Origin of the sequence: Bradyrhizobium acaciae, from assembly GCF_020889785.1 — a bacterium.
Taxonomy (GTDB): domain Bacteria; phylum Pseudomonadota; class Alphaproteobacteria; order Rhizobiales; family Xanthobacteraceae; genus Bradyrhizobium; species Bradyrhizobium acaciae.
Genome location: NZ_JACMYK010000089.1, coordinates 1 through 22,471, shown reverse-complemented (window position 1 = coordinate 22,471; position 22,471 = coordinate 1). Strand labels below are relative to the sequence as shown.

Here is a 22,471-nt window from a genome sequence, read left to right as displayed (position 1 = left end):
CGCGGCCGAAGCCTAACCGGTCACCGGCGGCGTGCCGTGGGTGTGAAATGACTCGATCGTCTTCAACCCCCAGGCCTGTCCCTTCTTGCGCTCCTCCTCGGTCCACACGATCGGCCTCCAGTCCGGCGCGAGGATCAGGCGGGCGCCTGCATTGGCGACCTCGACGCGGTTGCCGCCGGGTTCATAGACGTAGAGGAAGAAGGTCTGCTGGATCGCGTGCTTGTGCGGCCCGGTCTCGATATGGACGCCGTGCTCGAGGAAAATATCCGCGGCCCGCAAGATCTCCTCGCGACTGTCGAGCGCGTAGGTCACATGATGAAATCGGCCACGCTTGCCGTAGTGGTCGCGCGTGTAGGCGAAGTCGTAGCTCTTGTTCGACATCGTCATCCACATCGTCGCCTCGGTGCCGTCGTTGAGCACGATCTGCTCGGTGGTGCGGCATCCCAGGTAGTTTTCGAAGAACAGGCGGTTGGCCCTGATATCGACCGCGAGACAGTTGAGATGATCGAGCCTGCGGACATTGACGCCGCGCGCCGGAAAGCGCTGCGCCTGGTTCTTCAATGCGGGCTTCAGTTCGGCCGGCGCCTCGTACCATTCGGTCTCGTAATAGAGTTCGATGACGTGGCCGTCGGGATCGCGGCAGCGGAATGCCGGTCCCTGCCCCATATCATCATCGACCCAGCCGATGTCGAAGCCCGAGCCCTTCAGGGCGGCAACGCGGCGCTCGAGCGCCTGTGGGCTGCGCGCCCGCAGCGCCATGTGTTCCATCCCTGAGGTGCTCGATGCGGTCAGCTTCAGCGAATAGCGTTCGTAGTCGTCCCAGCCGCGCAGATAGACCGAGCCGCCCTTTCGGCCGCTGACCGTCATGCCCATGACGTCGACGAAGAATTTCAGACTCTCGTCCGGCTTCGGCGTCAGCAGCTCCATGTGCCCGAGATGAGCGAGATCGAAGATCGGTTCCGGCTGCATGGGGCGGTCTCCTTCGGCGACGGCGCCGGATCGACGTCGTTCCAATCGGGCGGGCGTCGATTTGTACTAATGTACAAAGGATTAGGTCCAGTCAACAAATTGGTGGCGCCGGCGACCGCGGCAGCATCGGCAGTCAGCCCTTCGACGCCATCACCGGCGCCGACCGGTGCGGCCGGGACGCGGTCGCCGACACCGTCAGCGCGACGGCGAGCGCGCACACCATGCACAGCTTCATCCGCGCGGTGCGGCGATCGGTCATCGGCAGGAAGAAGAAGAACGCGATCGCCAGAACGAGCAGCGTATTCACGAGATAATACATGGCCGAGCCCTTTTGTTGCGGATCAACAAGATGGCCGGCGCGGCCGCGGCGGTCCGTGGCCGAAATCACAGAGTGAATGCGGTCGAGCCGGCGGTCAGGCGACCGAGACGACCTTCTCGCGATGCGACGACAGCAGCTTGCGGATCTCGACATCCGGCACCGGCCGGCTGAACAGATAGCCCTGCATCTCGGTGCAGCCGAGGACGCGAAGCAAATTGCGCTGCTGCTCGGTCTCGACGCCCTCGGCGGTCGTCGTCATGTCGCTCGCGGCGGCAATGTTCACGACGGCCTGGACGATCGTGGACGATGCGCCGGTACCCGCGAGATCCTTGATGAAGGCGCGGTCGATCTTGATCTTGTCGAACGGGAAGCGCTGCAGATAGCTCAGCGACGAATAGCCGGTGCCGAAATCGTCGAGCGCGATCCGGACGCCGAGTTCGCGCAACTGATGCAGCATATCGAGCGCGGCCTCGTCGTCGCGGATCAGCACCGCCTCGGTGATCTCGAGCTCGAGTCGCGACGGCGCCAGCCCCGATGCCGCGAGCGCAGCCGCGACGTTCAGCGCCAGCGTCTCGCTCTTGAACTGGATCGGCGACACGTTGACCGCAACGTGGATATGATCCGGCCAGTTCACGGCTTCGCGGCACGCGGTGTTGAGCACCCAGTGCCCGAGATCGTTGATCAGGCCGGTATCCTCGGCGACCGGGATGAAATCAGCGGGCGAGATCGTGCCGCGTTCGGGATGACGCCAGCGCACCAGCGCCTCGCAGCAGCTGACCCGGCTGTTCTCGAGATGAAGCAGCGGCTGATAATGCAGCTCGAAGCTGCCGTCGACGATGGCCTGGCGCAGTTCCAGCTCCAGGCTGCGCCGCGCCTTGGCGCGCGCGTCCATGCCGGCCTCGAAGAAGCGGTAAGTGCGGCGGCCGTCGCTCTTGGCGCCATAGAGCGCGAGGTCGGCGTTGCGCAGCAATTGATCGAGCTCGAGGCCATCGGCGGGCGCGACCGCGATGCCGATGCTGGCGTCGGTGGTGATCAGATGCCCGCTGCACTCGATCGGCTGGCGGATCGCCTGATAGATCGCGGCCAGCAGCTGCATGGTCTGGGTCTGGTCGCGAACCGCGGTCTGGATCACCGCGAACTCGTCACCGCCGAGCCGCGCCGCGACATCGCTCTGCCCGAGGCAGGAGCGCAGGCGATCGGCGATTGCCTTGAGCAGTTCGTCGCCGATCTGATGGCCGAGCGCATCGTTGACGCTCTTGAACTCGTCGACGTCGATATACATGACCGCGAGCTGCTCGTCGGGCCCGATCGCCCGCAACGACTGCTCGAGGCGCTGGCGGAACAGCACACGGTTCGGCAAATCGGTCAGCGCATCATAATGCGCCATGTAGGCGATCTTGTTCTCGGTGCGCGTGCGCTCGGTGATATCCTCGATGGTCGCCACCCATCCGCCGTCCGGCAGCGGCGTGTTGACGATCTCGATCGCGCGCCCGCCCGGCGCCTGGGTCAGCTGACGCGTCGCCTTGCCGAGCCTCACATTACGGATGATGGCGTCGCAGAACTCGTCGACGTCGCCATCGAACGAGCCGGTCTCCTGTCGGTGCGCGATCAGCCGCTGCATGGTGCAGCCCGGCTTCGCCACGTCGGGCGAAAGCCCGAACATCTCGATATAGGGACGGTTGCAGATGATGATGCGCGCCGACGCATCGTAGAGCACGAGCCCTTGCGGAATGTTGTTCACGGCCGTGATGAGATTGCGCCGCTCGGTGGCGAGCCGCGCGTCGGAGACTTCGTGCCGCTTCAGTAACAGGAACACAATCGTGGCCATGATGGCAAATGCCGCCATCAGCAGGCCTTCGCGCTCGCTCCACTGTGCAGTCACTGTTCCGAGCAGGCTGCCGACCAGCAGACCGGCACAGAATGCCAGACCCTTGGTCGAGCCGGCGTCGGCATTTCCTGACGATGAATTGAGGTGTTCGATGCGCACGCTGATCTCTCCCGAGCGCGGCATCGTTACGCAGCACTAATGGAAAGGTCGTTACAACTCGCAGTTAGCAATCGGTTACACGTTACCCGGAGTCCGCAAACGACAAATCGCGCCGAGACCCCCGTAAACCTACGGAGCCATCAACGCACTCCTCCGAGATGGTGAATCCCGCATTAACGGAAAAACCGCGAAACAATCGCGGCTGTGCCAGAAAACGACGATTTCGCCGCCGATGCGCGTAACGGCGCGCAATCTCGCGGTACGATAGAAACAAATCGTCACCGGGAAGGAGTAGATTTAGCCGATGCGAAACCCCGGCGACTTAACGGTTTTTCCAATCCCGGGCGGGCATATTGGTCCGAACATTTAGATTTTGAGAACGAGCCAGGCGAGAACTGTGACATCCTTCGGACGTGTGATCTCTGTGCGCGGCTCGCAGGCCCGGATTGGGCTGCTGGCGGGCGGCCAGATGCAGCTTTCAGAAATGCGGGCAACCGTGGGCCGGTTCGTCAGCATCCGCTGCGCGAGTTCGGTCATCGTCGCCATGATCACCGAGGTCACCTGCGAGCACCTGCCACCGTCCGACGAGTACATGGCAACCGCCTCGGTCGACCTGCTCGGTGAGATCCTTGGCGGCGACCGGCCGAAATTCCAGCGCGGTGTCACCCATTATCCGACCATCGGCGACAGCACCGATCTGATCACGAACCAGGAGCTGCGCACGGTCTATGCGCCGAGCGGCTCGGACCAGATCAATGTCGGCACGCTGCAGCAGGATCGCTCGGTGATCGCCTATGTCGACGTCGAGGAAATGCTCTCCAAGCATTTCGCGGTGCTCGGCTCGACCGGCGTCGGCAAATCCACCGGCGTGTCGCTGCTGCTCAACGAGATCCTGAAGTCGCGGCCGAACCTGCGCATCTTCCTGCTCGACGTGCACAACGAATACGGTCGCTGCTTCGGCGAGCGCGCGCAGGTGCTCAACCCGCGAAACCTGAAGCTGCCGTTCTGGCTGTTCAACTTCGAAGAGATCGTCGACGTGCTGTTCGGCGGCCGGCCCGGCGTGCCCGAAGAGCTCGACATCCTCGCCGAAGTGATTCCGATGGCGAAGGGAATCTACACCCAGTACCAGAATTCCGATCGGGTCGGCCTCGGGCTGAAGCGCGTCGATCCCAAGCAGGTCGGCTACACTGTCGATACGCCGGTGCCCTATCGCCTCGTCGACCTGATCTCGCTGATCGACGAGCGCATGGGCAAGCTCGAGAACCGCTCCTCGCGCATCATCTATCACAAGCTGATCTCGCGCATCGACGCGGTGCGCAACGATCCGCGCTACGCCTTCATGTTCGACAATGCCAATGTCGGCGGCGATACCATGGCCGAGGTGATCAGCCACCTGTTCCGCCTGCCCGCCAACGGCAAGCCGATGACCATCATGCAGCTCGCGGGTTTCCCGGCCGAAGTCGTCGATTCCGTGGTGTCGGTGCTGTGCCGCATGGCGTTCGATTTCGGGCTTTGGAGCGACGGCGTCTCGCCGATGCTGTTCGTCTGCGAGGAGGCGCACCGTTACGCCTCCGCCGACCGCAACATCGGCTTCGGACCGACCCGCAAGGCGGTGTCGCGCATCGCCAAGGAAGGCCGCAAATACGGCGTCTATCTCGGTTTGATCACCCAGCGTCCGGCCGAGCTCGACGCCACCATCATCTCCCAGTGCAACACGCTGTTCACCATGCGCCTTGCCAACGACCGCGACCAGGCGCTGCTGCGCTCGGCGGTGTCGGATGCCGCCGCCAATCTGCTGTCGTTCGTGCCCTCGCTCGGCACCCGCGAAGTGCTGGCATTCGGCGAAGGCGTGGCGCTGCCGACGCGGCTGCGTTTCAAGGAGGTGCCGCCGCACCAGCTGCCGCGCGGCGAGGCCACCATCGCAACGGTGCCGTCGGTCACCGCCGGCCATGACATGCATTTCGTCAGTGCCGTGCTGGAGCGCTGGCGCGGTGCCACCTCGCATCGCGACAGCCCGAGCGGCGACGCCAATTTCAACCCTCCGGCGCCGCCGCGCACCATGGCGCCGGCCGAAGCGCCGATGTTGCAGCCGTCACTTGGCCTCGATCCGGACCGCTTCTCGCTCCTGAAGAAGCCGCTGCGCTAGCATCATTCCGCCGAGGCGCCGATGCGCCTTGCGCCCACCCCGTCATCGACTATGGTTTTGCTTGACGCCGCATCGATGCGGCATGCCGGAACCACCTCATGACGCAGCCGACCGCAAAACGCTTCCCGACGCCCGCTCTCGACAGGCTCCCCGAGGATATCCGCACCCGCATCCTGGCGGTGCAGGAGAAGTCCGGCTTCGTGCCGAACGTATTCCTCACGCTGGCCTATCGCCCCGATGAATTCCGCGCGTTCTTTGCCTATCACGACGCGCTGATGGAAAAGGACTCCGGGCTCTCCAAGGCCGAGCGCGAGATGATCGTGGTGGCGACAAGCGCCGCCAACCAGTGCCAGTATTGCGTGATCGCCCACGGCGCGATCCTGCGCATCCGCGCCAAGAATCCGGAGATCGCCGACCAGATCGCGGTCAATTATCGCAAGGCCGACATCACGCCGCGGCAGCGCGCGATGCTCGACTTCGCCATCAAGGTCAGCCGCGCGGCCGAGGAGGTCGCGGAGGCGGACTTCGCGGCGCTCGCCGCCCATGGCTTCAGCGACGACGACGTCTGGGACATCGCTGCCGTGGCGGCGTTCTTCGCACTCTCGAACCGGCTCGCGAACGTCACCGGCATGCGGCCGAACGCCGAGTTCTACATGCTCGGGCGGCAACCGAAATAGAGGACGGCTTGTAGAGGACATCTTGGCAGACTGGAGCGAAATCGTCCTGCGTCTCGGTGCGGCGACCCTTGCCGGCGGCGCGATCGGACTCGACCGCGACCTGCGCGGCAAGCCGATCGGCCTGAAGACGCTCGGTCTCGTCAGCCTCTCGACCGCGACCGTCGTGCTGCTGGCCTTGCATGGGGTCGATCCCGGGAAATTCACCGATGCGGTCAGCCGCGTGATCCAGGGCGTGCTGACCGGGATCGGCTTTCTCGGCGCCGGCGTGATCGTCCGGCGGGGCGATCAATATCACGTCCATGGTCTGACCAGCGCCGCATGCGCGTTCTTCGCCGCATGCGTCGGGATTGTCTGCGGCGCCGGACATTGGCCTATCGTCCTCACCGCACTCGTGCTTGCATTCCTGCTGCTGACCTTCGGCAAGCGGACCGAGCGGTGGCTGCACCACGCGCTCGGCGGCAAGGAGGATCAGCACAGGCCGGAGGCCGCGCCCGGTCAGTCGTCGGATGCCGGCCCGCACCAGCCGGGCAGATAGACCGCTCCTCCACTGCGTCCCAGCGCCAGCCCCTTCTCCAGCGCCTTGGCGAAATTGTTCTCCACCGTCTTGCGCGGGATGTGGCGGCGCAGGAAATCCGCCCACAGGAATTCGCTGAACGGCGTCGTGTCCTTGGCGAAGCCGCCGGCCCGGCGCATCTCGCCGGCAAGGCTGCGGAACGGATCGTCCTTGAGATCCTTGATCGATTTCGGAATGTCCCTGAAGTGGCAGCGCTCGCCCTTGGAATTGTAGGGATAGACCCAGCGCTTGTTGTCCATCACGCCCCAGAACACGTCACGCTCGACCATCGTGAGATCGCCGATCACCGTGACCAGGATGTCCTTGACGCCCTCTTCGTGCAGTGCCCGCGCCATGTGATGATGATCGACCACGTAGTAGCGATCGTCGGGACCATGGACCACCGGGATCATGTGCTTGCCGAGCAGCTCGGCGCGCTTCTTGTCCGAGCTGTGCTCGCGCCAGCGCTTCCGCTTCTCCTTCACCTCATGCATGCCAACCGTCATCTGGGTCGGCCGCAGCGACATGATCGGGACCGGCTTGACGTAAGGCTCGCGCGTATGGGCCATGAATTGTACTCCCGTTTGACCGGCACTCCGGAATGGGTTCCATTATGACATGATGCCACAGGGACACGAAAGAGCCGGTTCGACGGAATGAGTTTGCGAGCAAACGAGCGCCTGAAGGCCCGCACGGTCCGCCTCGGCAATCGCGAGGTGGTGACCGAGGGATTGGAGCTCAGTTTCTGGGCAGACATCAGCCATCGCTGCATGACGGCATCCTGGCCCGCCTTTATTGGCGGTGCAGCATTGGTGTTCATTGCATTCAACGCCGTGTTCGCGTTGCTCTATTGGCTTGGCGATCATCCGATCGCCAACGTGCCCGACGGCCAGTACGTCGACTACCTCTATTTCAGCATCGAGACGCTCTCGACCGCCGGCTACGGCGACATGCACCCGCAGACGCATTACGGGCACTTCATCGCCGCTATCGAGCTGTTCACCGGCATCTTCTCGATGTCGCTGATGACCGGACTGATCTTCGCCCGCTTCTCGCGGCCGAGCGCACGCCTGCTGTTCGCCGACAATCCGGTGATCTCCGACCATGAGGGGCAGCCGACGCTGATGATCCGGCTTGCCAACGAACGGCACAACATCATCGCCAATGCCACCGCGCGGCTGTGGCTGTTCAAGAACGGCGTCAGCAAGGAAGGCATGGCCTATCGCCGGTTCTATGAATTGCCGCTCGTGCGCAGCGAAAGCCCGGCGCTGGCGCTGAGCTGGACCCTGTTTCATGTGATCGACCAGGACAGCCCGCTCTACGGTCTCGACGCCGCCGGCCTCGAAGCCGTCAACGCCGGTCTCGGGCTCATCGTCTCGGGCTATGACGACGTTGCAGCGCAAACTGTGCATGCGCGAAAATCCTACGAGCATTCCGACATCCGCATCGGCTATCGCTATGCCGAGATCCTGCGCACGACCGAGGACGGCCGCCTGCGGATCGACTACAGTCGGTTCCACGAGACGCTCGAAGGATGAATACCACCTCTGCGCGCATCAAGATTTTAGGTGTGTAGCGCGGCGAACATGCTAAACATCAGCGGTGATGCGACCGGACTGACAACAGTGAAGACGCAGCGGCCAATTTCCTCGGATGACGAGCACGTGGTGCTCAAATTCCGGCCGCGTACTTCGGCCCAGCCGCCGGGCAAGCGCGAGCAGCCGGTCCGTTCGACCCGCCCGGCTTCCATCGCTCCTGTTTCCGTCGCCAACGACCTCTCCCGCTATGAGAAGCCGCGCGAGGAGCCGGACGATTTCCGCCAGCGCATGCTCGCCAACATCGCCGCCTTCGCCTTCACGGTGGCACTCACCGCAATCGGTATCTGGCTCGCCATGAGCATCGCCGATCTGCGCAAGACCCAGGATTGCGTGCTGATGGGTCGCCGAGATTGCGCGAAGATTACGGTGATGCCGCGCAGCTAGGCTCACCGGAACCGTGCCCAAAAACCGTCCTTGCCAGGCTGGCCAAGCTCCATTGAACTAACGGCCCTGCTCCGATATACGGGCACACGACTCCGGCAGCAGCAATAGGGATTTCCGGGGCAACGCGCCCGCCTCCTCCAAGTAGACCCGGAATTACCTTCAATATATCAAAGGCTTAATGATGTCATCCACATTCGAGCAGATCGCCAACATTATCGCGGAGACCTGCGACATCCCGCGCGATACGATCAAGCCGGAGAGCCACGCGATCGACGATCTCGGGATCGACAGCCTCGACTTCCTCGACATCGCCTTTGCCATCGACAAGGCCTTCGGGATCAAGATGCCGCTCGAGAAGTGGACCCAGGAAGTCAACGACGGCAAGGCCACGACGGAGCAGTACTTCGTGTTGCAGAATCTCGCCGACCGCATCGACGAGCTGGTTGCGGCCAAGAACGCGGGCACGGGCTCGGCCTCGTAATCGCCCATCATGCAGCTTGAAACTTTTCAGCTGATTGATCGGATCGTCGACCTCAACCTCGACGCAAGGACCATTGTCGTCGAAGCGGATGTCCCGCCGGACAGCCATTCCGTGTTCGCGGGGCACTTCCCGGGCTACCCGATCATGCCCGGCGTGCTGCTCACCGAAGCGATGGCCCAGAGCTCCGGCTGGCTGATCCTCGGTCTGACCAAGTTCGAGCGCATGCCTTTCCTCGCCATGGTCAAGGAAGCGAAGATGCGTGGCTTCGTCAGCCCCGGATCGACGCTGACGATCGAAGCCAAGATCGAGCACGAAGGTTCAGGCTTCACCGTGACCTCGGCGAAGGTCCGCGTCGGCAAGGAGCTCAAATGCAACGCCGAGCTGACCTTCCGTCATATCCCCTTTCCCAGCCCGGACTTGCGTGTGCACATGGACGCGATGGCCAACAAGATCGGGTTTCCGCTGCAGGCAATGAATAATGGCTGAGAAGGAAGTCTGGATCACCGGCGTAGGCCTGCTCTCCTCGCTCGGCGAGGGGCTGGATACGCATTGGGATGCGCTCGGCGCCAAGCGCGTCAATGCCGACGAGAAGCGCCTCGCGCCCTACGTGATCCATCCGATCGCCCCCGTCAGCTTCGATGCCCAGATCCCGAAGAAGGGCGATCAGCGTCAGATGGAGATGTGGCAGCGGATCGGCACCTATGCTGCCGGGCTGGCGCTCGATTCCGCCGGCGTAAAAGGCAATCAGGAAATCCTGTCGCGGATGGACATGATCATCGCGGCCGGTGGCGGCGAGCGTGACCTCAATGTCGACCTGGCGATCATGAACGCCGACGCGCAGGGCAAGCTGCCCCCTGCCCTGCTCAATGAAAAGCTGATGAACGAGCTGCGCCCGACGCTGTTCCTGGCGCAGCTCTCCAATCTGCTCGCCGGCAATATCGCGATCGTCCACGGCGTGTGCGGGACGTCGCGCACCTTCATGGGCGAGGAAGCCGCGAGCATCGACGCCGCGCGGATCGCGGTCGCGCGCATCGGGGCCGGACAGAGCGACATCGCCCTGGTCGGCGCAGCCCATAATGGCGATCGCGGCGACCTGCTGATGCTCTATTCGTTCGGCGACTTCGCCCTCAAGGAACAACATACGTCAGTCTGGGCCCGCAGGAATAACCCGGGCTTCGCGATCGGCTCCGCCGGCGCCTTCCTGGTGATGGAATCGCGCGAGCACGCCGAGGCACGCGGCGCCAAGCCGTACGCCAAGCTGACCAAGGTGGTCGCCGATCTGGCCAAGCGCAAGCAGCCCGGCGCAGTGACGCAATCGCTGCAGGCGATGTGGCCGCAGCTTGGTGTCAACGATGCCAATGCCATGCTGATCACGGGTGCGACCGGCGCGGAGCCTGCGACCGCCGAAGAGCGCGAATTCCTCGGTCAGCACCCCGGCCTTGCCGTGCGCGCCACCGGAACGACCTTTGGACACACCATGGAGGCGCAGTTCCCGCTCGGGCTCGCGCTGGCCGCGCTGTCGATCTCGCGCGGCGCGCTTTATCCGGCCAACGACCCGACCGGGCTGGAGGTTGAAAAGACCGAAGCGCCAACCCAGATTGTCGTATTGGGGGTCGGCCACTGGCAGGGCGAAGGCATGGCACTGGTCGAGGCCGTCAAGTAATTCGGCGCAAGCACCGACGGGGACACCATGACAGCACCACGCGATAAATTCGGCCGACCGATCGTTGTCGTGACCGGCATGGGAATCGTGACGTCGCTCGGCGGCGGCAAGACCGACAATTGGAAGCGCCTCAGCGCAGGCGAGTCCGGCATCAAGACCGTCACGCGCTTTCCGCTCGACAGCATGAAGACGACGATGGCCGGCGCCGTCGATTTCGTCACCGTCGATCCGTTCTCGTCGACCAGCCTGTCGCAGCGCCTCGCGGAAATCGCGGCCGAAGAGGCACTGGAGCAATCCGGCATCGGCAGCAAGGGCGACTTCCCCGGCCCGCTGTTCCTGGCGGTTGCGCCGATCGAGACCGAATGGCCGCAGCGGCTCGAAGTCGCGCGCGAGGTTCCGACCAAGGACTTTGGCATCATCGAATATCTGGCGACCTGCAGCGGCGGGAAGTTTGCGCACTTCCACCGGCGCTTCACGTTCGGTTCGGTCGCGCTCAGCCTCGCCGAGACTTTCGGCACCAAGGGATCGCCGATTTCGCTCTCGACGGCTTGCGCATCCGGCGCGACCGCGATCCAGCTCGGCGTCGAGGCCATCCGCCGCGGCGAAACCGATGCAACGCTGTGCATCGCCACCGACGGCTCGGTCAATCCGGAAGCCATGGTGCGATTCTCGCTGCTCTCGGCCCTTTCCACCCAGAATGATCCGCCGCAGGCCGCCTCCAAGCCGTTCTCGAAGAACCGCGACGGCTTCGTGATGGCCGAAGGCGCCGGCGCGCTGGTGCTGGAGAGCTACGACGCCGCGATCGCGCGTGGCGCACGCATCCTCGGCGTCGTCGCCGGCTGCGGCGAGCTGACCGATTCCTTCCACCGCACCCGCTCGGCCCCCGACGGCAAGCCGGCGATCGGCTGCGTGCGCAAGACGCTTGCCGACGCCGGCATGGAGCCCGAGCAGATTGATCACATCAACGCGCACGGCACCTCGACCCCGGAAAACGACAAGATGGAATATCTGGCCACCTCGGCGGTGTTCGGCGAGCACACCAAGAACATTCCGGTGTCGTCGAACAAATCGATGGTCGGCCACACCATCTCGGCCGCCGGCGCCGTCGAGGCGATCTTCTCGCTGCTCACGCTCGAGCATCAGCGGATTCCGCCGACGATCAATTACGAGGTGCCGGATCCCGCGATCCCGTTCGACGTGGTCGGCAACAAGGCGCGCGACGCCAAGGTGACCGCCGTGATGTCGAACTCGTTCGGGTTCGGCGGGCAAAACGCCTCGCTGATCCTGACGCGCGAACCGGCCTGATCCACGCCTCGCCTCATCCGATGAAACGCCTGCTCCTTCGTACCAGGGCGCACCTGCGTGACGCTGCAAAGCCCGTGACCAACGTCGCCATTGGCGCGTTGACGACCGGGCTGCTGCGCACGACGCGCTATTTCGATCCGGAGAAGACCGCACGATTCTTCGGCCACGCCGCGCATTTCATCGGCCGCCGGTTGCGTGAGGATCGCATCGGCCGCGAGAACCTCACGGCCGCCTTCCCGGACAAGTCACCGCAGGAAATCGAAGAGATCCTGACTGGCGTCTGGCACAACCTCGGACGGATCGGCGCCGAATTCGCGCATATCGACCGCATCTGGGACCATGACCCCAAGAATCCCGACAAGCCGGGCCGCGTAGAATTCTCGGCGCGCAGCAAGCAGCTGTTCGATCAATTGCGTGACGACGGCAAGCCGGCACTGTTCTTCGCCGCACATCTCGGCAACTGGGAGCTCTCGCCTATTGCTGCCGCCGCGCATGGCCTCGACGCCACGATCCTGTTCCGGCGGCCGAACATCGAAGCAGCCGACCGCGCCATCGAACGCATCCGCGCCGTCAATTTGGGTACGCTGGTGCCGGCCGGCCGCGACGCGCCGCTCAAGCTGGCGCAGGCGCTTCAGCGTGGCCAGCACGTCGCGATGCTGGTCGACCAGTATTTGACCAACGGCGTTCCCGTCACTTTCTTCGGCCGCAAGACGACCGCGAACCCGCTGCTGGCGCGCCTGCGCCGGCAGATCGATTGCCCGATCCACGGCACGCGGATCATCCGCCTGCCCGACGGCCGTTTCCGCGGCGAGGTCACCGAGGAAGTGAAGCCGGTGTTCGACGCGTCCGGCCAGGTCGATATCCAGGGCACGACGCAGGCGATCACCGACATCGTCGAGGGCTGGGTCCGCGAGTATCCGGATCAGTGGCTCTGGCTGCACCGGCGCTGGCGGTAGGTCCTACACTCGTCATTGCGAGCGAAGCGAAGCAATCCATCGCTCCGCATGCGCGGAGAAATGGATTGCTTCGTCGCTTCGCTCCTCGCACTGACGGATAGACCTATTTCCCCGTCTTCACGCGCGTCCACAGCCGGTTGATGATCCGCTGCGTCGCAGGATCGCGCGCCGTGATCACGAACAGCTTCTTCTGCATCGCCGCGTCAGGATAGATGTTCTTGTCGTTGAAGATCTTCGGATCGATCAGCTTCTGGCTCGCCAGATTGCCGTTGGCGTAGGACAGGAAGTTCGAGTTCTTCGCCGCGACGTCGGGACGATAGAGGTAGTTGATCAGCTCATAGGCCTCAGCGACGTTCTTGGCATCGGCGGGGATTGCGAGATTGTCGAAGAACATCTGCGCGCCCTCCTTCGGGATCGTGTAGCCGATCTCGACGCCGGTCTTGGCTTCCGCCGCCCGGCTGCGGGCCTGCATGATGTCGCCCGACCATCCGACCACGAAGCAGATCTCGCCCGAGGCCAGCGCGCTGAGATATTCGGACGAATGGAATTTGCGCACATAGGGCCGGATCTTGGTGACGAGATCGGCGGCCTTCTCGAGGTCGCCGGCCTGGTCGAATTCGGATCGAGACCGAGATAGCTCAGCGCCGCCGGCAGGATGTCGTCGGCGGAATCCAGCATGTGGATGCCGCAATCCCTAAATTTGGCGAGGTTCTCCGGCTTGAACACCATGTCCCAGCTGTCGATCTTCGCGTCAGGCCCGAGGATCTTCTCCGCCATCTTCACATTGTAGCCGATGCCGGTGGTGCCCCACATGTAGTTGGCGCCGAAATTGTTGCCGGGATCGTAGGTCGCGAGTTGCTCCGTCACCACCGGCCAGGCATTGGCGAGGTTCGGCAGCTTTGACTTGTCGAGCTTCAAAAACACCTTCGCGGTGATCTGCCGCTGCAGGAAATAACCGGTCGGCACCACGACGTCGTAGCCGGACTTGCCCGCGAGCAGCCGGGTCTCCAGCGTCTCGTTGGCGTCGAACGTATCGTAGACGACCTTGATGCCGGTTTCCTTGGTGAAGTCCTCGAGGACTCCCGGCGCCATGTAGTTCGACCAATTGTAGAAGTTGACCGTACGATCCTCGGCGCCGGCGGAGGCCGAGAGCAGCAGGAGCGTCGCGACCGCGCCGACGATGCTGACGAGACGACGGTGCTGCTCTCGCATCCTGGCCCTACCTCTTGCGGCGGTGAACCGCGTCCGACAGCCGCTCCAGCGCGGCGTCGAGCGTCGAGTCCTTCTTGGCGAAACAGAAACGCACGACGGACGTCACAGCATCCTGCTCGTAAAACGCCGACACCGGAATAGCCGCAACCTTGTAATCCCTTACAATTCGCCAGCAGAACTCCGCGTCGGTCTCGTTGAGGCCGAGCGGCGCTAGATCAACGGTGAGGAAATACGTCCCCTGCGACTTCAGCACCGGAAAGCCGATGCTCTCCAGCCCCTTGGTCAGGCGGTCGCGGCTCCGCGCCATGTCCTTGCGCATGTCGAGGAAATAATCGTCCGGCTTGCCGAGGCCGTAGGCGACGGCGGCCTGCAGATTGGGGGCCGTCGTGAAGGTGAGGAACTGGTGCACCTTCGCCGCTACGCGCAGCAGCGGCGGCGCGGCGCACACGAAGCCGATCTTCCAGCCCGTCAGCGAGAAGATTTTGCCGGCGCTGCCGACCTTGATGGTGCGATCGCGCATCCCCGGAATCGTGATCAGCGGGATGTGCTCGCGGCCGTCGAACACGACGTGTTCCCAGACCTCGTCGCAGATCGCGACCACGTCGAACTCCTGGCAATACCGCGCCAGCAGTTCGAGGTCCTCGCGAGGATAGACCACCGCGGCCGGGTTGAGCGGATTGTTGAACAGCACCGCCTTGGTCTTGTGGTTGAAGACGCTGCGCAGCATCTCCTCGTTCAGTCGCCACTCCGGCGGCTCGAGCCGCAACAGCCGCGGGATGCCACCGGCCTGGCGGATGATCGGCAGATAGGAATCATAGACCGGCTGGAAGCACACCACCTCGTCGCCCGGCTCGACCACGGAGAGGATCGAGGAGGTCAGCGCCTCGGTGCCGCCGGAGGTGACCATCACCTCGGTCATCGGATCGAGCTTGAGCCCGTGCCAGTGGCCGTAATGCGATGCGATCGCCTGACGGAGCTCCGGAATGCCCATCATCGACGGATACTGGTTGTAGCCGTTGATGGAGGCATCCGCGGCGGCGCGACGGATGTCCTCCGGTCCGGGATCGTCGGGAAAGCCCTGTCCGAGATTGATGGCGTTGTTGTCGCGCGCGGCCTGCGACATCGCCTCGAAGATGGTGACGGGAAGGTCTGCGAAGACCTTGTTCATGGAGGTCATGTCAGGGATCAGCCGCCCGTCTTGGTCGGCAATCCCGCCGCCTTCCAGCCGATGATGCCGCCCGCCAGATGCTTGTCGTAGGGCAGGCCCGCGGCCTGGGCGGCCAGCGAGGCCGTCACCGAGCGCTTGCCGGAGCGGCAGGCGAACACCACCTGCTTTCCTCTCGGATCGGGGATAGCGGCCGGGTCGAAGGTCGACAATGGCACCACGACGCCATCGGGATAGGCTTCGACTGCGACCTCATTGGGCTCGCGGACGTCGACCAAGAGATAGCGGCCTTCCGCTATGCCCTTCGACACCTCGTCCGGAAACAAATCTTCCACCTTGTGGTCCGCCACGGAAATATCCTCCCGACTATCAATTGGCGAGCATCGCGCGGCTCGCCGTTCGGGGCGCAAAGTCGCCTCTCGCGGCAAGAAAATCAAGCGTCCGAAACGGGTTAGATGTCGTGCAGAAACGATAGGTCGTGCGCCCTAAATCGTGACCTGCGTGCCGACCTCGACCACCCGCCCGGTCGGAATCTGGAAATAGTCGGTCGCATCGTTCGACGAGCGGCTCAGCGCGATGAACAGATGGTCCTGCCAGCTCGGCATGCCCGAATGCGCCGCCGGCTTCAGCGCGCGGCGGGACAGGAAGAATGAGGTCGACATGATGTCGAACTGCCAGCCGAGCTTGCGGGCGATCGCCAGCGTCTTCGGGACGTTCGGCTGCTCCATGAAGCCGAACTTCAGCGTCACCTTGGAGAAGGTCTCGGTCAGCTGCTCCATCCGTACCCGCTCGGAGGGATCGATGCGCGGCGTCGGCGCGGTCTCGATGGTCAGGATGACGTTCTTCTCGTGCAGCACCTTGTAGTGCTTGAGGCTGTGCATCAGCGCTGTCGGTGCGCTGACGGGATCGCTGGTCAGGAACACCGCGGTGCCGGAGACACGCTGCGGCGGCCGCTTCTCCAGCATCGCGACGAGATCGGCGAGTGGGAATTCCAGCTTGCGCGACTTCTCGAACAGCAGCCGGCTGCCGCGCCGCCACGTGTACATCACCACGATCATGGCGCCGCCAAGCGCGAGCGGCACCCAGCCGCCCTCGAACACCTTGAGCAAATTGGCGGCAAGGAACGTGATGTCGAGGAACAGGAACGGCGCGACCAGCGCCGCAGCGGCGATCGGCGACCAGCGCCAGACCTTCCAGATCACCACAAAGCCCATCATCGCGGTCACCACCATGGTGCCGGTCACCGAGATGCCGTAGGCCGAGGCCAGCGCGCTCGACGAGCGGAACATCAGCACCAGCACGATCACCGCGATGAACAGGAACCGGTTGATGCGTGGCATGTAGATCTGCCCGGAATGCGCTTCCGAAGTGTGGCGGATCTCGAACCGCGGCAGCAGGCCGAGCTGGATCGCCTGCCGGGTCAGCGAGTAGGCACCGGTGATTACGGCCTGGCTCGCGATCACGGTCGCCAAGGTCGCGAGCGCGACCATAGGGATCAGCGCCCAGTCCGGGAACATCAGGAAGAACGGGTTCTCGATGCCCTTGGGATCGCCGATCAGGAGCGCACCCTGCCCGAGATAGTTCAGCGCCAGCGACGGCAGCACGATGAACATCCACGCGGTCTGGATCGGGCGCTTGCCGAAATGGCCGAGGTCGGCATAGAGCGCCTCCGCGCCGGTCACGGCGAGGAACACGGCACCGAGCGTGATGAAGCCGATCACGCCGTGATGCAGCATGAACGACACCGCAAGCACCGGGTTGAATGCGAGGAACACCTCGGGATGCCGCGCGATCTGCGGCAGCGCCGCAACGGCGATCACCGCGAACCAAACGCACATCACCGGCCCGAAGAAGGCCGCGACGCGCGCCGTTCCGCGCGACTGCACGGCGAACAGGAAGACCAGGATCACCACCGTGAGCGGGACGACATAGGGATCGAAGGTCGAGGTGACGAGCTTGATGCCTTCGATCGCCGACAGCACCGAGAGCGCCGGCGTGATGACCGCGTCGCCGTAGAACAGCGCGCCGCTGATGATGCCGAGCAGCACGATCGCGCCGGCCCCCTTGGTGGCAGCGCGCTGCGCCAGCGCCATCAGCGCCAGCGTGCCGCCTTCGCCATTGTTGTCGGCGCGGAGCAGGATCACGACGTATTTCAGCGTGACGACGACAATCAGCGCCCACAGGATCAGCGAGAGCACGCCGAGCACCGCATGCGGCGTCACGGCGCCCTCGCCGCCGGCAGCCGCGACCACGGCCTCACGCAGCGCGTAGAGCGGGCTGGTGCCGATATCGCCATAGACCACGCCGATGCTGCCGAGCATCAGCGCCTTGAAGGTGGCGGTTGAATGCGCCTCGCCATGGCCGTTTGCCGCGGGCGTTTCCGCCGCGGTGATCGCACTCTCGGATGACATGGGAAGCTGCGCCTCTGTCTTCTGCCGCACCGCACAATGCCGGGTTGCAGGCCTATACTCCCGGCAGGAATGCATAGGTTAGCACGGATTCAGGCCTCCACTATGCGTAGCACGCATAGATCACGGCTTTTCAATGCCGGAATTCGCTGCCGACTCAGATAGTTACCTGGGTACCCACTTCAACCACCCTCCCTGTCGGGATCTGGAAATAGTCGGTCGCATCGTTGGCGGACCGGCTCATCGCGATGAACAGATGGTCCTGCCACTGCGGCATGCCCGACTGGGCGGACGGCTTCAGCGACCGCCGCGACACGAAGAACGAGGTCGCCATGATGTCGAACTGCCAGCCGAGCTTGCGGGCGACCGCCAGCGCCTTCGGCACGTTCGGCGATTCCATGTAGCCGAAGCGTAGCCGCACCGCGGTGAACTTGTCGCTGACCTTCTCCATGTTGACGCGCTCCGATACATCGACACGGGGCGTCGGTGCGGTCTCGATGGTCAGGATCACGTTGTGCTCGTGCAGCACCTTGTTGTGCTTGAGATTGTGCAGCAGCGCGGTCGGCACGAAGCTCGGGTCACTGGTCAGGAACACCGCGGTGCCCTTGACGATGTGCGGCGGCCTCTTCTCCAGACTGCGGATCAGGTCGCGCAGCGGAACCTCGATGCGGCGGGTCTTGGCGATGAGGATCGCGGCGCCGCGGCGCCAGGTCCAGATCATCGTCGCCATCACGACGCCGAACAGCAGCGGCACCCAGGCGCCCTCGAACAGCTTCAGCAGGTTGGCGCTGAAGAACGTCATGTCGACGATCACGAACGGCAGGATCAAGGCGGCTGCCGACGCCACGCGCCAGTTCCACAGCTTCCAGATCACGATGAAGCCCATGATGCCGTCGGCGACCATGGTGGTCGAAACCGCGATGCCGTAGGCCGAGGCGAGCCCGCTCGAGGTGCGGAACAGCAGCACCAGCAGCAGCACGCCGATCAACAGCAGCCGATTGACCCGCGGCAGATAGATCTGCCCGGCATGAGTCTCCGAGGTGTAGCGGACCTCGAAGCGCGGCAGCAATCCGAGTTGCACCGCCTGGCTGATCAGCGAATAGGCGCCGGTGATCACGGCCTGGCTCGCGATCACCGTCGCGGCGGTGGCGAGCCCAACCAGCGGCAGCAGCAGCACGTCAGGCACCATGCGGTAGAACGAGTTCTCGATCGCGCTAGGATCGGACAGCACCAGCGCGCCCTGCCCGAAATAGTTGAGCAGCAGCGAGGGCAGCACGAAGAACAACCAGCCGGACTGGATCGGCTTGCGGCCGAAATGCCCGAGATCGGCATACAGTGCCTCGCCGCCGGTCACCGCGAGGAACACGGCGCCCAAGGTCACCAGGCCGACGGTGCCGTGGGTCAGCAGGAACTGGAGCGCGTAATAGGGATTGATCGCCGCCAGCACCGACGGATCGTCCATGATGTGGACCACGCCCATCACCGCGAGCGAGGCGAACCACACCACCATGACAGGCCCGAACGCCGAGGCGACGCGCGCGGTACCGGAGCGCTGCACCGCGAACAGCGCAACCAGGATCAGGATCGTCAGCGGCACCACATAGTGCTCGAGATGCGGCGTGGCGAGCTTGAGGCCTTCGACCGCCGACAGCACCGAGATCGCCGGCGTGATCATGGAATCGCCGATGAACATCGAGGCGCCGACCACGCCGAGCGCGAGCAGCGGCCAGCTGCGCCGTCCAAGCGCGCGCTGACCGAGCGCCATCAGCGACAGCGTGCCGCCCTCGCCATTGTTGTCGGCGCGCAGCAGCAGCAGCACATATTTTGCGGTGACGACAGTGAACAGCGCCCACAGGATCAGGCTGAGCACCCCGAGCACCATGATGCGGGTGACCGGCTGGCCGTGCGCGGCGCCGCCGACCGCCTCGCGGAATGCGTAGAGCGGCGAAGTTCCGATATCGCCGAACACCACCCCGATGCTGCCCAAGGTCAGGGCCCAGAAGCTTGAGGTGCCCTGGCCTGTTGCTTGCGCATCCCGGGCTTCAGTGGATGAGACGCTGGCAGCCATGGCGAAGGTTGAAACGCCCGATCGGTTGATTTTGATCCGCGCGGCTATCGACGCTTCCGCCCCGCCTGTCAACCAACCAACAGCCAGCTCGACGGTAGCATGGTATTTCGAGGCTACGGCTTCAGGTCCGGCGGCAGGGGCGGATTTTCCCGCATCAACGTGATGGTCACGCGACGGTTCGCCGGCAGCGTCGGATCGTCGGGAAACAGCGGCTGGCCGTCAGCCTTGCCGGAAACCGCGAAGACATGCGACGGCGGCAGCCCTTCCCGCTCCAGGATCTGTCGCACCGCATTGGCGCGGTCCGCGGACAGGTCGAAGGCGTCGTAATCGCTGCGCGCCGGCACGAAGCCTGCGGCTGTATGCCCCACGATCGCGATCCTCAGCGGCGTCGCCTTCAGCGGCGCGGCGAGCTTCTGGATCAGCCGGCGGGTGCGCTCATACGGCTCCCTGGAGCCGTCGGCGAACATCGAGCGGCCGTCCTGGTCGACGATCTCGAGGTTGAGCCCCTCCTTGGTCTCCTCGAACATGATGTTCTTGGAGATCTCGGTCAGCTCCGGCATGTCCTGCAGCGCCTGCCGCAGCGAGGCGGAGGCGAGCGCGAATTCACGGTCGATCTTCAGCCGCGCGCCGTTGATCTGGCTGCGCTCCTTCTCGTCCGGCGTCGGATTGGCGGAGGACTCTTCCGGCGAGATGTGCTCGACATTCTTCAGCTTGGGCCGGGTCGGCAGGCCGTCGGACTCGACGATCCCGGAATAGCGCACATTGGTCTGCACGCCGAACGCGTCGCGCATCGAACCGGCGACGATCTTCAGCTTGTTGTTGTCCATGGTGGAGAACGCGACGAGCATCACGAAGAAGCTCATCATCAGACCCATCAGGTCGGCGAAGGTCACGAACCAGCCGTGACCTCCACCATGGGCGTCGCCGCGCTTTTTCTTGGCCATTGTCGCGTTCTTCCGGCTGCGTTTCCCGAACCCGCCGGCCGGTCACGCCGGGACCGGCTCGCCTTCCTCGTGGCGATGCTTCTCCGGCAGATAGGCCAGCAGCATCTCGCGCACCAGCGCGGGGCTCTTGGAGTCGCGGATCATCAGGATGCCGTCGATGATCAGCGTGCGGTTGGTCTCCTCGTCGAGCAGCTTGCCGTGCAGCTTGTCGGCGATCGGCAGGCAGAACAGGTTGGCGACCAGCGCGCCGTACAGGGTCGCGAGCAGCGCGGTTGCCATGAACGGGCCGAGCTTGGAGGGGTCGGTCATGTTGGCGAACATCTGCACCATGCCGATCAGCGTGCCGATCATGCCGAACGCCGGCGCACAGTCGCCGATCGCACGGTAGATCTTGCTGCCCTCGTCGAGGTGCATCAGGAAATTGTCGCGGTCGCGCTCCATGTTGTCGCGGATGAATTCGAGGTCGTAGCCGTCGGCGACATAGCGGATGCCCTTCGCGAGGAACGGCTCGTCGGTCTCGACCTTCTCCAGGCCGACCGGGCCCTGCTTGCGGGCGATCTCGGCGATGCGGGCGAGTTCGTCGACGAGGTCGCGCGCCGACAGCCGGCTCATGGTGAAGGCGAATTTGGCGCCGAGCGGCAGGCCATGCAGCATCACGCCGAGCGGAAAGCGGATCATCGTCGCCGCGATCGAGCCGCCAAAGATGATGATCATGGCGTGCTCGGAGATGAACATGTGCAGATCGCCGCCCATGAACATCATCACCGAAATGACGATGATGCCAGCCAACAGCCCGGCGCCTGTCATGATATCCATGAGAAACTCCAACGCGAACGCAACACCTGCCCGTCCTGGACGGCGCGCAGCCCAAGGCGGGCCGCGTGGAAAAACCCTATCGTTAATGCCATTAAGGACGCGTTACCGAATTTGGTAGGGATAACAACGGGTAAACGGCGGTCTTCTCGCGATGTCGTTGAAGATGCTGGATTTCCGCATGGGATGCCGTCGCTGCATGCGCAAAAGGCCTCCCCGTAGAACAACGGACATGAGATAGGTGGGATCAGAGCGTTTTCGAGCGAAGTGGGTACCGGTTCGCGTGAAGAAAACGTGTCAACACAAGAATTGAGAGCCCCGTTCCGATTCAATCGGAACGGAAAAGGCTCTCGAGGAAACGAACAAGCGAGCAGGACAGGATGAAGGCGGTCGTCGTCGAGCAATATGCGCCCATCGATCAGATCGAGCTGAAGCAGATCGCCACGCTTGAACCCGGCCCCGGAGAGATCCGCGTCCGCGTCCATGCCGCGAGCATCGGCTTCGTCGATGGCCTGAAAGTCGAGGGCCGCTATCAGACCAAGGATGCCCTGCCCTTCACGCCCGGTGTGGAATTCGCCGGCGTGGTCGATGAGGTCGCAAGCGACGTCACCGGCATCGCGCCGGGCATGCGGGTGATGGGCGCGGCACGCTCGGGCGCGTTGGCCGAGTATATCGTGGTGCCGCCAGCCGCCGTCGAGATCATGCCCGACGGACTGTCGATGGAGGCCGCCGCCGCCTTCCGCACCAACTACCTCACCGCGCTCTACGCGCTCGGCGAGCGCGGCTCGCTCAAGGCCGGCGAGCAGCTGCTGGTGCTCGGTGC

The 22,471-nt window shown here is 64.1% G+C and carries 22 protein-coding genes and 1 pseudogene; 11 read left to right on the top strand and 12 right to left on the bottom strand.

What is annotated here, in order from left to right; translation table 11 throughout:
• Positions 1-12: 12 nt before the first annotated feature.
• The 4 genes from H8A92_RS27270 to H8A92_RS27255 form a co-directional block, all read right to left on the bottom strand.
• On the bottom strand, positions 13-969 hold the full coding sequence (locus H8A92_RS27270) for a catechol 2,3-dioxygenase (protein ID WP_229198620.1): 957 nt from the start codon (positions 967-969) through the stop codon (positions 13-15).
• 133 nt (positions 970-1,102) lie between these two features.
• Complete coding sequence (locus H8A92_RS27265) at positions 1,103-1,288, bottom strand: hypothetical protein (RefSeq protein WP_229198619.1); 186 nt, start codon at positions 1,286-1,288, stop codon at positions 1,103-1,105.
• 94 nt (positions 1,289-1,382) lie between these two features.
• Positions 1,383-3,275, bottom strand: a complete 1,893-nt coding sequence (locus H8A92_RS27260) for a putative bifunctional diguanylate cyclase/phosphodiesterase (RefSeq protein WP_420831375.1) — start codon at positions 3,273-3,275, stop codon at positions 1,383-1,385.
• A 366-nt stretch (positions 3,276-3,641) separates the two neighbouring features.
• Positions 3,642-3,821, bottom strand: coding sequence for a hypothetical protein (locus tag H8A92_RS27255; RefSeq protein WP_229198618.1), 180 nt, complete (start codon positions 3,819-3,821; stop codon positions 3,642-3,644).
• Between H8A92_RS27255 and H8A92_RS27250 the strand changes: the two genes are divergently transcribed.
• From H8A92_RS27250 to H8A92_RS27240, 3 genes are all read left to right on the top strand, one after another.
• Positions 3,820-5,421: an ATP-binding protein gene (locus H8A92_RS27250; protein ID WP_229198617.1), complete on the top strand. Its 1,602-nt coding sequence runs from the start codon at positions 3,820-3,822 to the stop codon at positions 5,419-5,421. The two genes, H8A92_RS27255 and H8A92_RS27250, sit on opposite strands and share 2 nt — an antisense overlap.
• A 98-nt stretch (positions 5,422-5,519) precedes the next feature.
• Positions 5,520-6,098: a peroxidase-related enzyme gene (locus H8A92_RS27245; RefSeq protein ID WP_229198616.1), complete on the top strand. Its 579-nt coding sequence runs from the start codon at positions 5,520-5,522 to the stop codon at positions 6,096-6,098.
• 22 nt (positions 6,099-6,120) lie between these two features.
• Positions 6,121-6,633 (top strand): MgtC/SapB family protein, encoded by a 513-nt coding sequence (locus H8A92_RS27240; protein ID WP_229198615.1) that lies wholly within the window; start codon positions 6,121-6,123, stop codon positions 6,631-6,633.
• Here H8A92_RS27240 and H8A92_RS27235 read toward each other — a convergent pair.
• Positions 6,594-7,220: a ParB-like protein gene (locus H8A92_RS27235; protein ID WP_229198614.1), complete on the bottom strand. Its 627-nt coding sequence runs from the start codon at positions 7,218-7,220 to the stop codon at positions 6,594-6,596. The genes H8A92_RS27240 and H8A92_RS27235 overlap by 40 nt on opposite strands.
• An 87-nt stretch (positions 7,221-7,307) precedes the next feature.
• Here H8A92_RS27235 and H8A92_RS27230 point away from each other — a divergent pair, with 87 nt between their 5' ends.
• From H8A92_RS27230 to H8A92_RS27200, 7 genes are all read left to right on the top strand, one after another.
• Positions 7,308-8,189, top strand: coding sequence for an ion channel (locus tag H8A92_RS27230; protein WP_229198613.1), 882 nt, complete (start codon positions 7,308-7,310; stop codon positions 8,187-8,189).
• A gap of 87 nt (positions 8,190-8,276) precedes the next feature.
• On the top strand, positions 8,277-8,633 hold the full coding sequence (locus H8A92_RS27225; protein ID WP_229198612.1) for a hypothetical protein: 357 nt from the start codon (positions 8,277-8,279) through the stop codon (positions 8,631-8,633).
• Positions 8,634-8,814: 181 nt separating this feature from the next.
• Complete coding sequence (locus H8A92_RS27220; protein WP_021081038.1) at positions 8,815-9,114, top strand: acyl carrier protein; 300 nt, start codon at positions 8,815-8,817, stop codon at positions 9,112-9,114.
• A gap of 9 nt (positions 9,115-9,123) precedes the next feature.
• The gene (locus tag H8A92_RS27215) at positions 9,124-9,600 is read left to right on the top strand and encodes a 3-hydroxyacyl-ACP dehydratase FabZ family protein (protein WP_229198611.1); all 477 of its coding nucleotides are present in this window, start codon (positions 9,124-9,126) and stop codon (positions 9,598-9,600) included.
• On the top strand, positions 9,593-10,777 hold the full coding sequence (locus H8A92_RS27210) for a beta-ketoacyl-ACP synthase (RefSeq protein WP_229198610.1): 1,185 nt from the start codon (positions 9,593-9,595) through the stop codon (positions 10,775-10,777). The genes H8A92_RS27215 and H8A92_RS27210 overlap by 8 nt, the downstream gene beginning before the upstream one ends.
• 27 nt (positions 10,778-10,804) lie before the next feature.
• The gene (locus tag H8A92_RS27205) at positions 10,805-12,082 is read left to right on the top strand and encodes a beta-ketoacyl-ACP synthase (RefSeq protein WP_229198609.1); all 1,278 of its coding nucleotides are present in this window, start codon (positions 10,805-10,807) and stop codon (positions 12,080-12,082) included.
• A gap of 20 nt (positions 12,083-12,102) precedes the next feature.
• The gene (locus H8A92_RS27200) at positions 12,103-13,038 is read left to right on the top strand and encodes a lipid A biosynthesis lauroyl acyltransferase (RefSeq protein WP_229198608.1); all 936 of its coding nucleotides are present in this window, start codon (positions 12,103-12,105) and stop codon (positions 13,036-13,038) included.
• A gap of 103 nt (positions 13,039-13,141) precedes the next feature.
• Here H8A92_RS27200 and H8A92_RS27195 read toward each other — a convergent pair.
• The 7 genes and pseudogenes from H8A92_RS27195 to H8A92_RS27165 all read right to left on the bottom strand — a co-directional run bounded on the left by H8A92_RS27195 (position 13,142) and on the right by H8A92_RS27165 (position 21,651).
• A pseudogene (locus H8A92_RS27195) lies at positions 13,142-14,250 on the bottom strand (polyamine ABC transporter substrate-binding protein).
• 7 nt (positions 14,251-14,257) lie between these two features.
• On the bottom strand, positions 14,258-15,427 hold the full coding sequence (locus H8A92_RS27190; protein WP_229198607.1) for an aminotransferase: 1,170 nt from the start codon (positions 15,425-15,427) through the stop codon (positions 14,258-14,260).
• A gap of 8 nt (positions 15,428-15,435) precedes the next feature.
• The gene (locus H8A92_RS27185; RefSeq protein ID WP_229198606.1) at positions 15,436-15,765 is read right to left on the bottom strand and encodes a rhodanese-like domain-containing protein; all 330 of its coding nucleotides are present in this window, start codon (positions 15,763-15,765) and stop codon (positions 15,436-15,438) included.
• A 135-nt stretch (positions 15,766-15,900) separates the two neighbouring features.
• The gene (locus tag H8A92_RS27180; RefSeq protein WP_229198605.1) at positions 15,901-17,826 is read right to left on the bottom strand and encodes a potassium transporter Kup; all 1,926 of its coding nucleotides are present in this window, start codon (positions 17,824-17,826) and stop codon (positions 15,901-15,903) included.
• Positions 17,827-17,980: 154 nt separating this feature from the next.
• Complete coding sequence (locus H8A92_RS27175; RefSeq protein WP_229198604.1) at positions 17,981-19,891, bottom strand: potassium transporter Kup; 1,911 nt, start codon at positions 19,889-19,891, stop codon at positions 17,981-17,983.
• Between the two features lie 113 nt (positions 19,892-20,004).
• Positions 20,005-20,835, bottom strand: coding sequence for an OmpA/MotB family protein (locus tag H8A92_RS27170; protein ID WP_163161094.1), 831 nt, complete (start codon positions 20,833-20,835; stop codon positions 20,005-20,007).
• 42 nt (positions 20,836-20,877) lie between these two features.
• On the bottom strand, positions 20,878-21,651 hold the full coding sequence (locus H8A92_RS27165) for a motility protein A (RefSeq protein WP_163161095.1): 774 nt from the start codon (positions 21,649-21,651) through the stop codon (positions 20,878-20,880).
• A 377-nt stretch (positions 21,652-22,028) separates the two neighbouring features.
• Between H8A92_RS27165 and H8A92_RS27160 the strand changes: the two genes are divergently transcribed.
• Positions 22,029-22,471 (top strand): alcohol dehydrogenase catalytic domain-containing protein (locus tag H8A92_RS27160; protein ID WP_229198603.1); only part of this gene is annotated, 443 nt, incomplete at its 3' end.